The sequence below is a fragment of the Kitasatospora albolonga genome (genome assembly GCF_039535905.1).
Lineage (GTDB): Bacteria > Actinomycetota > Actinomycetes > Streptomycetales > Streptomycetaceae > Kitasatospora > Kitasatospora albolonga.
Genome location: NZ_BAAAYB010000018.1, coordinates 1 through 11,717 on the forward strand (window position 1 = coordinate 1; position 11,717 = coordinate 11,717).

Below are 11,717 nucleotides of genomic sequence, written 5' to 3' on the forward strand. Positions count from 1 at the left end.
CCCGCACCGGGGCCCCGGGGTCCTGCCATGATGCGGCCAAGGAAATGTGACATTGCATATTTCTTCCGCTTCCCCGCAGACCCTCGACGAGGAGAGACCCGTGAAGAGCGTCATCACCACCGCTGCCGTCACCGCAGCCGCCCTCACCGCCCTGACCACCGCTCAGGCGGCTGCCGTGGCACCGGCTGGCCCCACCGGTCCGGTCGGCCCTGTGATCACCTGCGGCACCCCCGGCGCGCCCGGCTACCTGCTGACCCGGGCCTGTGTCGAGGTGACCGGCAAGCAGGTGCGGTTCTACGGCGTGGCCACCGCCAACGACCCATCCCACCAAGTCCAGTCGGTCGGCTTCACCATCCAGGGCGCGGTGTCCGGCGGTGCCCCGATCGCCCCCGTCCACCCCGTCGTCAACATCCAGGCCGGCGGGAACGTGGTCGGCAGCGCCTACGGCACCGCAACCTGCGGTTCGACGGTCACCTCCACCTTCTCGGTGAACCAGCCGGGCTGGCCCGCCTCGACCGCCACCGTCTCGGCCGTCGTGATCTGCTGACGACCGATCCCCACCCCGGGGCGCCCGGTGCCAAACGCCCGCCCCGGAACCCGCGCACGCCGCCCGCACCCTCGACGACACCACGCCAAGAGCCGCCACCGTCGTCACCGGGCCGAGCACACCGGCACGCCGGTCACCACCGGCCGCCCGCGACGCCCGAGGAGGCCGCCACCCCACAGGGTGGCGGCCTCGTCGACGCCCAGCGGCGCCCAGTACGACCCCACACCGCCGCCGCCACCACCTCGGCGGCAGCGGGCACGGCGAGGACGACCACGGCGACGCCGCCGGTCAGTCGGTGAAACCCAGCCGCCGACGCCAGCCCCGCCCTGCCAACCCCCGCGCTGCGCCAGGCCTGCAGCCGGTCCGTGACCTGACCCTCGAGCGCATCGGCTGTTGTGGCCTGTCGGGCGGTGGGGGGATGAACCGCCACCGCCCGTGCGGCGCTCCGGTGGGCACGGAGATCAGCGACTGCTCGACCCCGTACGAGCTGCACCTCGGCCCCGGCCAGGTCCGTCAGCTCACAGTCTGATGGAGCCACACCGGCGGTTCGGTGCCACGGCCAGCAACTGCGCCGCTGAGGGACGGGTCCACCTTGGTGCGGTCAAACTCAGGGAGGTTGGACTGACGACGGTTTGTCTCACCGAAGTTGGGCCTCCGGCGGACTGTTCGCCTGACATCTCTTTCGCTGGGGCGGCGGGGCTGGGAGGATCTTGGACATGGAGAGAATCGAGTCCGCGGTCCTTCGGTGACCGCCGCGATCGGGGTCATGGCCTCGACAACCTTGCTCGACTACGCGCTTCGTGTCTGGCGCACCTATCCGCAGCCGTTCGCGGGTACGGCTGGTGACGAGATCGATGCGGACCAGGAGTCCTTCCTGGCACGGCTCAACGCCAGCTGTCTGCCACCCAGCGCCCGCAACGACCGCTCCGGCCACCGGCAGCGCAGCTGCGGCGGGGGATCCGGGGTGTCCTGGCCTCGCCACCGCGACTACCAGGTCGCCGGACTGCTGCAACACCGGCTGCGCCGGGGGACCGAGCCGGCCTCGCTGCGGTTGCTGGCGAGTGCGCTCACCAGGGTCGGTCCGGCGCAGCCGTTGGATCCGCAGATCCGGTGGGTGCTGAGCCGTTACGACCCGTTGACCGTGGCTCAGGTGGGCCGCTGGCTGGTGTGCAACGGCGCCGACGAACACGTCGTGCAGGCTGGCTTGGTTCTGCTCGTCGAGACGGCCACGGAACAGGACCTCCCCCTGCTGCGCACCCTCGGGGTGCTGACCAGCTTCGCCATTCCTACGTCACTGGCCCTGGAGCGGATCCCGGGCGGGGCAGCGGTCCTGATCGAGCTCGCCGAGCACACCAGCACCTGTACGCCTGGCCGGGACGTCTACGTCGAGGCGCTGATCCGTCTGAGCGCGCCCCGGGCCCGCTACTGGTGGTGGGAGAGCCGGATCAACCCCTTTGGTGTGCACCCCCGGGCGGACCCCTGTCGGCCGGACGATCCCGAGGTCATGCACTGGTTGCGCCGCAAGGCCGATGACGGCGGAGACTTCACCGGCTACTTCGCCGCCGACATTGTGACGGCCGCCGGGATCGCGCAGGCACTGTCGGACCCGCAGGCCGACGCCGAGCTGGTGGACCACGCTGGGCGGCTGCTGTCTGCGCTCACTTCGTGTGGCGGCATGGGCGTCACCCTTGACGAGCTCGAGGACGCTCCGGAACTGCTGCGGTCCTACGGGGAGCAGGTGGCCCGACTCGCTCCGACCCCGCAACGCTGCCGTACTGTCCTTGGCCTGCTCGACGCCTTCACCGGCGAGCCGCGCTCCGGCTGCCAGGTGGACTGGTCCGGCGAGGAGCACGAGGCATACCGCGCTCGGCTGGCCGACCTGCTCGCCCGGCCCGCATGGCGGGACCGCCTCCGGGCAGTCCTGGCCCTGCCGCACGAAGGCCCTGACGGGTGGACGGCCACGCTGGCCGGCGAACTCGGCCTGCAGCTGACCGGCGGTCAAACTTCGGTGAGACTCGTCAATTTTCGTTGAGACGGGTCAGCCCCGTTCAGCGGCCCTGCTGATCCGGTGGCGTGCCGCCCTGCTGCCGCTCCTGGCGCGCCTTGCGCACCTCGTTGATCTTCTTGGCACCAGCCCGGCGGGCGTCGGTCAGCGCGTTGCCTGCGTACGCCGAGACCGAAGACCACGTCGGCCGCTTCCTCACCGAATCCTGCAAGACCGACGAAGGCATGCGCGCCGAACAGGCCGCCCTGTTCTCCGCCTACACCCGCTGGTGCGGCTTCGAAGGCTCCAACCCCGTCTCCAGCCGGGCCTTCGCCGCACGAGTACGTGAAACCCTGGGTATGACCTCCCCCAAAGGCATGGTCCTGTCCAACTCCCGCAAGTACTACCCAGGCATCGGCCTCATCGCCGACAACGACACCGAGGAGCCGACCCCGTGGGCGCGCTGATCGACCCGGCCGAGCTCGCCCACGAGACCGACCTCGTCTGGCTCGAGGACACCACCACCCTCGACTACGTCCGCCAGTCCCTGGACCGCCTCACCTCCCGCCGAGGCCGCCCCGCCTACCACCGCGACGGCCACATGGTCGGCTACGCCATCCTCGGCCCCGACGCCAAGGCCTCCCGCGCCTCCGGCACCTTCCGCCGCCGCGTCTTCTGGCTCCTGCCCCACGACCGCGACCAACAGCCCGTGTACTCCACCGGCGCCCCCTCCGAAGCCGTCGACCCCCGCACCGTCGCCCCCGGCACCAAGGGCTACAAGACCGAACGCTCCGAAGGCGGCCCCGCCTCCCCCGCCATGCTCGAGCTCGGGATAACGCTCCCGAAGACCTGACCAGGCCGCGCAGGCGTGCCGGAGATTCGACCGGTCGCGGTCCAGCCCCCCGGATGCCAGGGCGATGACTGCTGTGAGGAGGGCCGCGGCCAGGTGAACCAGCCGGCACACCTGCGCTCGTAAGCGGGACACCCTGAGTGGCTGACCGGCTGCGGCGTGGTTTCCTTCCGGTCGCCGCTGGCTACGGCGTCGTCCCCCGGCCTACGAAGCCCGCTCACGGAGTGCGCCTCGTGCCGGCGCGCCGGGACTGGCGGCGTTAACGGTTTGGTGTGGCCCCACTTTTCCGGTCTGAACTGGGCCCGGCTTGCTGCGACGGGCGCTTGTGTTCCGGCCCGGAGTGGCCCCGGCTTCCGGTCTGTAGTGGCCCCGCTTTGATGGGCAGCAGTGTCAGTCGTCGCTGCGCGTCACGTCGTATTCGCCGACATCCAGATCTGCGCCGGTCGCGGCGAGGAAGTCCAACGCCGCGCGGTCCAGGTGCCAGCCGAGGAGATTCGTGTCGTCCGGCGAGCCGGGGGGCCGCTCGTCATGCAGGTTGAACCAGCGGTTGACCTGAAGAATCGCGTTCCCGGGGCCCAGACGGGCTGTCAGATCGGTGAGCGCCTCCATGCAGGGCCGGAGCCTGCCGATGACCTGGTCGATCTGCTCATCGACTGGCAGACCGGGCTCACGGCAGACAACCGTCCAGACGTGACAGAACGGGATGATGTGAGGTGAGGTGGACAGACTCCCCCGCACCGTGACCTCGTCCGGTTCCACGCCAAGCAATTGGGTGATCTCGTCAACGGTGGTGCCCACGCTGGAGATCGCAAAGTAGACCTGCTGAGTCAACGACACCCGCGGAGACTACAGACGCAGCCGCACGTCCGCCTGACTATTTCCTCGCCTGCTGCCTGGCTTTGGTCTGGGCGAGGCGGTAGGACTCGGTTCCGGTCTCGATGATGGTGCCGTTGAAGGTGAGCCGGTCCACGATGGCCGCGCAGAGGCGGGGGTCGGTGAAGGTCTTGGTCCAGCCTCCGAACGATTCGTTTGAGGCGATCGCAACACTGTTCTTCTCCTCCCTTTCCGTCAGAACCTGGAACAGCATCTCGGCGCCGCGGCGGTCCAGTTCGAGGTAGCCCAGTTCGTCGATGCAGAGGAGATCGACGCGGCCGTAGCGGGCGATGGTCTTGGTCAGTTGCTTGTCGTCGGCTGCTTCGACGAGCTCGTTGACCAGGCGGGCGGCGAGCGCGTAGCGGACCCGGAAGCCTGCCATTGCCGCGGCGGAGCCGAGTCCGATCAGCAGGTGGGTCTTGCCGGTGCCGGAGTCGCCGATCAGGCAGAGCGGCTCGCCCTTCTTGACCCACTCGCAGGTGGCGAGGTTGTTGACCAGGGCGGGTGTGACGTTGGGGTTGGCCGAGTAGTCGAAGTCGGACAGCCACTTCGAGCGCGGGAAGCCGGCCGCGCGGATGCGCCGCTCGGAGCGGCGGCGGTCGCGGTCCTCGCACTCGGCCATGAGCAGTTCGGCGAGGAAGCCGCGGTAGGACAGGTGCTCGCGCTCGGCGCGGGTGACGGTGTCGGCGAACTGGGCCCGCATGGTCGGCAGCCGCAGGACGCGGCAGGCGGTGTCGATGGCGGCGTCGGAGGCGGGCTCGGTCAGGGTGTGGTGCGGGCCGGTCATCGCGGGTCCCTTCCGGGTCGGTGGTGCAGGAGCTGGTCCCAGCGCTCAAGCGCTGGAAGGGGACGCTGGTCGGGTGGCAGGCGGGCGGTTCTTCGTTCGGTCAGGCTCGGCAACGGCAGCTCGGGCGGGCCGACCGGTTCGGGCAGCGGGACGGTGACCGTGACGGTCGGGGACCGGCCCTCGCTCTCGGCGGCCTTGCGCGCTTCGAGCGCGACGACGTCCGCGGTGCAGGCCCCGGCGGCGAGGGCGGCGGTGATCCCGGCAACGACGTCGCGGTGCTGCAGGTGCCGGTGCAGCAGCAAGACGTGGACCAGGGCCTTCGTGCCGTCACTCTCGCCGAGCGTGTGTTTGGCCGCAGACCAGAACGCCTCGTGCGCGGGGGTGAAAGTGCCCGCGTGGCGGGCCTGGTCAAGTGCCTCGGAGCCGGCCAGGGCTCCCGGCTTGGCCAGCAGGACCTCCAGGAAGTGGTCCAGCACCATCCGCTCGGCGCCCTTCGTGGTCAGGCGCGAGTGGCGGGCGATCTCGGTGCGGCCGTGGAAGACCACGACCTCGTTCGATCTGAGCAGAACGTGCACTTGGCGGCCGATGTAGCGGACCGGGACCGAGTAGCGGCAGACGCGGACGGCGACCATGCCGTAGCGGTCGACGCGCGGGGTGAGGGCCAGCCCGGTCTCGAATGCCTCGCCGGGAAGGGGCAGCAGGAGTGGGGCCTCGTGGGCGAAGTCCTGGCCGATGGTGCGGATCCGCATCCCGATTCGCCGGTTCTCTTCGGCCTGTTCGAACGCGGCGAAGGCGTCGTTGAGCTCGTCGAGGGAGTCGACGCGTGGGACGGGGGTGAGGTAGTTGCGGCGCCAGTAGCCGACCTGGCCCTCGACGCCGCCCTTCTCGTGGGCGCCGCGAAGTCCCGGCTCGCAGTAGAAAGGGGTGATCGAGTAGTGCTGGCGGAAGTCGTGCCAGCGCGGATGCTCCTCCCGCGACCGGCTCTTGCGGATCACCCTGGTCACCGCGGGCGAGAGGTTGTCATATCGTATCTGGCCTGCTGGTATGCCGCCCAGGGTGCGGAACGCGTGGACGTGGCCGTCGAGGAAGGCCTCCTGCCCGCACGAGGCCGTGACCCGGTGGACGGCCTTGCCGGAGTAGGCCAGCCGGAACGCGAACAGGTAGCACTTGGTGCGCTCGCCGGCCAGGTCGACCCATGCCTCACCGAAGTCGACCTCCGCGTCCATGCCGGGCTGGTTGTGCCGGATCACGAACCCCGCCGAGGGTGCTGCCCCGGCGGCCTCGGCGATCTCCTGCTGGCGCCGGTGGACGTAGTCCCACACGGTCGAGTACGCGATTTCCGCCCCGAGCTCCTGGCGAAGCCGGGCCAGGATCCGCTGCACGGTGTGCCGCTGCTTCGGCGGGGCCTCCAGGTCGTCCAGCAGCCACTGGTCGATCGTCTTCTTGAACGGCTCCAGCCTCGGCGAATGCCTCCGCGGTGTCCGCCGAGGCGTCGGCACCGCCGAACACAGGGCCTCGCGCACCAGCCGCCGGTGCACCCCGTACTTCCGCGCGAGCGCGCGAACCGACAAGCCCTCCCGCCAGGAGTCCCGGCGGATCAGCAGGAACAGCTCTTCCTTCGAGGCCACCACCCGGCATCGCCCCCTCATGGAGACCTGTACCGAGCGTCCCAGCCCCATGTCCACGGTGGGGCCAGCTCAAGCCGGAACAACCCCCGAACGCTCCCGTGCGCCCCGCAGGTGGAGCCAACTCGGACCGGAAAAGTGGGGCCACACCAAACCGTTAACGCCAGACTGGCGGCGGGTGTGCGTGCGGCTGGTGTACGGCCGCACGCACACCCTGGGCTGTGGCTACTCGGCGTGGGCTTTACCGGCTTTGGTGAACAAGCGGGACCGGATCAGTACGAGGTGTACACGCTGTTGACGCTCAGGGGGAGGTTGCCCCAGCTGCGCTGCTCCTGCTGCTCCCGTGCCGCCCTCGGCCGCCGGCCGCCCGGCTGCCCGGGCCCGGTACCACCCCCGGAAGCCGTTGTGTCCGGCCTGGGAGAGAGGGGCCGTTCCCCGCCTCTGAAGGGGTTCCCCGCTCCCGTCCCGTTCCGGCCGGCCGCTGTGCTCCCGCCCGCCCGGTGAGCGATCGGATCTCGGAGCAGCCTCCGGGCCCGTGCCGATGCGGCCAAGCCGGGTGTGACGGGCGGGCGTCAGGCGGCCTTGGGGAAGTCCTTGCGCTTGATCTTGGCGCGACGGCCGTCGGGGTGGTGGAACACGATCCCTTCGGCCATGGTGCCCGGCGCGTAGCGGCTCTCCAGCTCGGCGAGGAACTCACGCAGGCCCTCGTAGCTGCGCGGCACCGCCTCGTACACCGGCACCTCCAGGTTGAACGGCACGCACAGGTAGCCGTCCAGCTTCAGCGGGTTGCCCTGGATACGCGGGCCGAGGGCCTCGCAGGCATGCTCGCCGTCCGGCCAGGTGGCCACGTCGGTGTTGCGGGCCGCGGCCAGGATCCACTTGTCCTCGGGACCGTGCTCGTCGGTGTCGACGTACCAGCCGTCGACGATGCCTTGCTGCTTGTGCGCCTTGCTGGGGTTGCGGCGCTTCTCCACCCGCACCAGATGGCCCCCGCGGATGGTCAGGCGGACGTTGGTGCCGTCCAGCTTCTCGGTGGGCGCGCCCTCCCCGGCGAACACCCAGGCGCACTCGGCGCGCGGGCGGTCCACGACGCGAAAGTCGCCGTCCCGCTCGAACAGCGTGGGGATCTTCTCCATGACCTGCCTGCCTCTCCTGACCTGTCCGACCAGTTCCTCGTGCGTGATCGTCCCCGCGGCCAGGCCGCTCGCCAATGACCGCACCAGGTCCGCGACGGAGACCTCGGCGTCCACGGCGACGCGCTTCAGCGCCTTCTTCTCCTCCGGCGAGACCCAGGCGACCAGCCGCGACCAGCCGTCCGGCGGGGTCCAGCGCGCAAGTCGCTCCGGGTCCTTCCGCGGCCGGCCGCGGCGTTTGACCTCTTCTTCCATGGCCGTGAGCCTAGGAGTCGACTTAATGTTGTGTCAATTGGCATAACAGAAATTCGACAGGCCGGGAGCCGGTCTGCCGTCACCGGGTCGCGGGCTCGCCGGAGCGGTCACCTGCCGGGTTGTAACGGCCAGGTCCAGCAGGGCGCCCGCCGCGGCCAAGGTGGAGGAGCAGGTCCGCGCGAAGTGGCAGCCCAAGGTGCGCCAGCGGGTGCGCAACGCCGCCCAGAGCCGCGGCTTCATGCTCACCGTCTCCGGCACCTTCGGCTACAGCGCGGCGGGCGGCTCCACCGACGACCCCCGCCCGCGCATCAAGGGGTCTGTCCCGCCACCACGAGAGCAACCTGGCTGCCCTCGCCCTGCCCGAAGCCCGCCTGGTAGCCACCCGCTCCCTGCTGACCGTTCGCGACAACCTCGCCGACACCATCGCCGCCCGCGCCATGACCTGCATCCACGGCGGCGCCGGCTTCGGCAAGACCGTCGCCGTCACCAGCTGCCTACGCGAACTCGAACCCGCCGAAGACATCCACCGCATCACCTTCCACACCCGCCCCACCACCCGCGCGGTACGCCACGAACTCTTCACCAGCCTCCAACTACCAGGCCAACCCCCGCGCTACGCCAGCGAGTTCGACCACCTCCTCAAGACCACCCTCGCCGCCCACCCCCGCACCCTCGTTCTCGACGAGGCCCAGTGGCTCTCCAGCGACCAGCTCGAGTACATCCGCTACCTCTGGGACGACCCCTACACCCAGCTCGCCGTCGTCTTCGTCGGGGGAGAGGGCTGCTACCAGGCCCTGCGCAAGGAGCCGATGCTCTCCTCCAGGATCTTCATCTGGCAGCGCCTGACCCGCCTGGCCCCCGAAGAGGTCCTGGACGTCATCCCGCTCTACCACCCGATCTGGGCCGAAGCCGCCCCCGCCGACATCGCCTTCGCGGACCAGCACGCCGCCCACGGCAACTTCCGCAACTGGGCCCGCCTGACCGCCCACACCCACACGGCCCTCCAACGCACCGGCCGCACCCGCGTCGACCAAGAAGTCCTCCGATGGGCCTTCAGCCGCCTCGCCCCCACCGGCTGAAAATCGAACGAGGGCGCTTGAATTCAAGCGCCCTCGTTCGATTCCTACTCTGCTGTCACCGCGCACTCCACCCCTGTGCTCGGCGTGCTCCGTGAGCTGACTCGACCCCCGGCGGCCCGGCCCCCCAGGCGAGAGCACTTCCGACTCGCTCGCCCGTGAACTGGCCGGGAGCTCGGCCAGGACGGTGCCTAGCTCCCTAACCCCCGCAGCTGCGCAATGTCCAGGGCCAGCTCACCACTGGGCCTGGCCGTCATAGCCTGTTCCACCAGCTCCACTGGGAGTGCGGGCGTCCCCGGCGCGCCCGTGCTCCCGGACGAACTCCGTCAGGGCCACGAGGCCAGCCTGCGAACCGGTCACCAGAACCGGTCACCACGAGACTTGTTCAACCGGCTGCGACCTTCGCTCGGGCGGCGGCCAGCTCCTGGCCCTCATCGAAGCCGAGCACACTCAGCAGGTCCTGCTGCTCTTCGTCGAGCTCGACGAAGGAGGCCTGCTGCGCTGGCACCCACCACCCGAGGCCCTCGCCCTTGAACTCGGTCTCCAGCGGCAGCGCGGCCCAGTCCACCCGCTCATCCGACTTCAGTCACCACTGCCTGGCAGTGGCGTGGAAGCGCTGCCAGGTGATTTGCCAGCCCGGTGCCCACCAGTGATCGATTGCCTCGAGCGCCTCCCGACGCTTTGGTCAGCGCTTGACGCGGCTGCGGATGGCAAGGGCGGCCAGGCCAAGCAGGACAGGTTCGCCGATCCGGGACGCCATCTCGATGACGGTGCCGGGCAGGGTGAGGTTCTGCCCGCTGGAGCGAAACACCACCGAGTTGACCACTACCAGCGCCGCCTTCTCCGCCCGCTTCGCCGTGACCCGCTTCTTCCAGGACAGAGACAGAACGGGTCCGGGGTCTTGGTGGTCGTCTGCACCACGCCGGCTCCATACGTGCCAGTGGTCTTCGGATCTGGCGTGTCGTCCGGGAGCCCGAACAGCACCATCAGCACGAGTGTCAGCCCCCATCGCCACAAGCAGTAGCGACAACGCCCGCGATGCCCGCAGCCCATAGCCGGACACCAGCCAGTACAGCCCTAGCAGCCGCCGCTCAGCCTGCGGACGCTGCATATCGTGGCGGCGCATCTCCATCTCGCCGTAGTAAAAGTCCGCCGCGTCCGGCTGGTTCCCTGCCTCCTCGAACGCCTTCCGCAGCTGCTGGTATACCCCGACCAGATCATCCGGCCCGGCCTCACGCTCAGGTACGCCGTGAAGAGGACCCCGTTCCCAGCCCCGTCCCGCAGCACCAGGCTGGTGTGAGCGCCAGTGTTGCTCCTCAGCAAGAACCTTGCGCGGCGACCACCGAGCAGGCAGTAGTCGGTGGTGAGGGCGCCATCCCGAAGGCGGCCGACCGAAACGGCAGCCGAATCCGATCCGGATCTGCTCCAAATGAAACGCCCCGGAGAATTCACAGGTACTCAGGTCGATATCGGTGAGGACCAAGTGTGCACAGTCCACCCCTTCTAGGGAAACCAGGCGAACACCGGCGGGCGAGCCCACGTCGGTGAAATGATCCTCCTCCACAGTATTGCCATCCCACCTGAAGGGAACAGGCCAGGCATGTACGTTGGCCGGCGCCATGAGCATAGCCCGGCTCAGTCTCACCTCCGCGTATCGCAGGCGCAGAGTGGCGTTGCCTTCGAAGGCCGTCCGTTCGCAGGACAGCCTGGGGGTAACCACCTCGATCGTGACCTGGGAACCAGTAAACCTAGCCTTGTCGAGAACGACGCCCCCCACACAGGCGAGAGGGCCTATGTGCTGCAGCCCTTCAAAGGTGGCTGAGTCAAAGTAGGCGCTACTGGCGAAGGTGGTCACGTCGAAAAACGCGGTCCGGGAAAAGACGGCCGATGTGAACGTGGCGAGCCCGGCAAAGGTAGCCATGGTGAAGTTGGCATTACCGCTGAAGGTAGCCAAGCTGAAGTCGGCGTGACCAGTGAAAGTAGCCAAGGTGAAGTAGCTCGTGCCTGTGAAAACGGCGGAACTGAAGTCAACGCGACTACTGAAGGTCACTGTGCCGAAGTCAGCGAGACTGGTGAAGGTTGTCCCATTGAAGTCGGCAACGCTGGTGAAGGTAGCTCCACTGAAGCTGACGGGATGAGCGAAGGCGACCCGGCTGAAGTCGGCGTCGCTGGCGAAGGTGACCGAGCTGAAGTCGGCCCGGCCGGTGAAGGTGACCGAGTCAAAGTGCGCATGGTCGGTGAAGGTGACCGAGTTGAAGTTGGCGTTGCCGACCCGCGGGCTCCCTGTAGCGGGATCGGTGCAGGCCGTCAGGACATCTAGGAGCAGGGAACTGTCGATAGTTGTTCCGCGCAGGTCCAGGTCACTGCCCACGACAAGCGAGCTGATAAACGTGACTCGCTCAGGCGAGGAGACGTGCGCTAGACACCTCCCGCTGTTGCTGACAGGTATGCCCTGGCAGCCATCCAGCTCGGAAGCTCCTGCCCCCTCACCACAGTGTGGCCACGAAGGAGGACCGGAGGACGGTACGGCGTTCATGGCGATGTTCTAACCCAGCACCGCTACTCCGCGAAGGGGATTCGCCATTTC

Annotated in this window: 11 protein-coding genes; 5 read left to right on the plus strand and 6 right to left on the minus strand. The window is 69.0% G+C overall.

The window, feature by feature from the left end:
* Positions 1 to 100: 100 nt before the first annotated feature.
* The 4 genes from ABD946_RS05190 to ABD946_RS05205 all read left to right on the plus strand — a co-directional run bounded on the left by ABD946_RS05190 (position 101) and on the right by ABD946_RS05205 (position 3,384).
* On the plus strand, positions 101 to 547 hold the full coding sequence (locus ABD946_RS05190; RefSeq protein ID WP_345280537.1) for a hypothetical protein: 447 nt from the start codon (positions 101 to 103) through the stop codon (positions 545 to 547).
* A gap of 745 nt (positions 548 to 1,292) precedes the next feature.
* Positions 1,293 to 2,579: a hypothetical protein gene (locus tag ABD946_RS05195; RefSeq protein WP_345280539.1), complete on the plus strand. Its 1,287-nt coding sequence runs from the start codon at positions 1,293 to 1,295 to the stop codon at positions 2,577 to 2,579.
* 71 nt (positions 2,580 to 2,650) lie between these two features.
* The gene (locus tag ABD946_RS05200; protein ID WP_345280541.1) at positions 2,651 to 2,998 is read left to right on the plus strand and encodes a hypothetical protein; all 348 of its coding nucleotides are present in this window, start codon (positions 2,651 to 2,653) and stop codon (positions 2,996 to 2,998) included.
* Positions 2,986 to 3,384 (plus strand): DUF6009 family protein, encoded by a 399-nt coding sequence (locus tag ABD946_RS05205; RefSeq protein WP_345280543.1) that lies wholly within the window; start codon positions 2,986 to 2,988, stop codon positions 3,382 to 3,384. Before ABD946_RS05200 ends, ABD946_RS05205 begins: the two co-directional genes overlap by 13 nt.
* A gap of 387 nt (positions 3,385 to 3,771) precedes the next feature.
* Here ABD946_RS05205 and ABD946_RS05210 read toward each other — a convergent pair whose 3' ends face one another.
* The 4 genes from ABD946_RS05210 to ABD946_RS05225 form a co-directional block, all read right to left on the minus strand.
* A complete protein-coding gene (locus ABD946_RS05210; protein WP_345280545.1) occupies positions 3,772 to 4,218 on the minus strand; it encodes a DUF4279 domain-containing protein in 447 nt (148 codons plus the stop codon).
* Positions 4,219 to 4,255: 37 nt separating this feature from the next.
* On the minus strand, positions 4,256 to 5,041 hold the full coding sequence (gene istB, locus ABD946_RS05215; protein ID WP_345280547.1) for an IS21-like element helper ATPase IstB: 786 nt from the start codon (positions 5,039 to 5,041) through the stop codon (positions 4,256 to 4,258).
* The gene (istA, locus tag ABD946_RS05220; protein ID WP_345280549.1) at positions 5,038 to 6,669 is read right to left on the minus strand and encodes an IS21 family transposase; all 1,632 of its coding nucleotides are present in this window, start codon (positions 6,667 to 6,669) and stop codon (positions 5,038 to 5,040) included. Before istA ends, istB begins: the two co-directional genes overlap by 4 nt.
* 569 nt (positions 6,670 to 7,238) lie before the next feature.
* Entirely contained in the window at positions 7,239 to 8,054 is an 816-nt protein-coding gene (locus tag ABD946_RS05225; protein ID WP_345280551.1) for a hypothetical protein, read from the minus strand.
* A gap of 437 nt (positions 8,055 to 8,491) precedes the next feature.
* On the opposite strand from ABD946_RS05225, the gene ABD946_RS05230 reads away from it, so the two are divergent.
* Positions 8,492 to 9,133, plus strand: coding sequence for an AAA family ATPase (locus tag ABD946_RS05230; protein ID WP_345280553.1), 642 nt, complete (start codon positions 8,492 to 8,494; stop codon positions 9,131 to 9,133).
* Between the two features lie 382 nt (positions 9,134 to 9,515).
* Here ABD946_RS05230 and ABD946_RS05235 read toward each other — a convergent pair whose 3' ends face one another.
* Entirely contained in the window at positions 9,516 to 9,698 is a 183-nt protein-coding gene (locus ABD946_RS05235; RefSeq protein ID WP_345280555.1) for a hypothetical protein, read from the minus strand.
* Between the two features lie 117 nt (positions 9,699 to 9,815).
* Positions 9,816 to 11,501 carry a pentapeptide repeat-containing protein gene (locus ABD946_RS05240; RefSeq protein ID WP_345280557.1) on the minus strand — a complete coding sequence of 562 codons (1,686 nt, stop codon included), beginning with the start codon at positions 11,499 to 11,501 and terminating at the stop codon, positions 9,816 to 9,818.
* Positions 11,502 to 11,717: the final 216 nt, after the last annotated feature.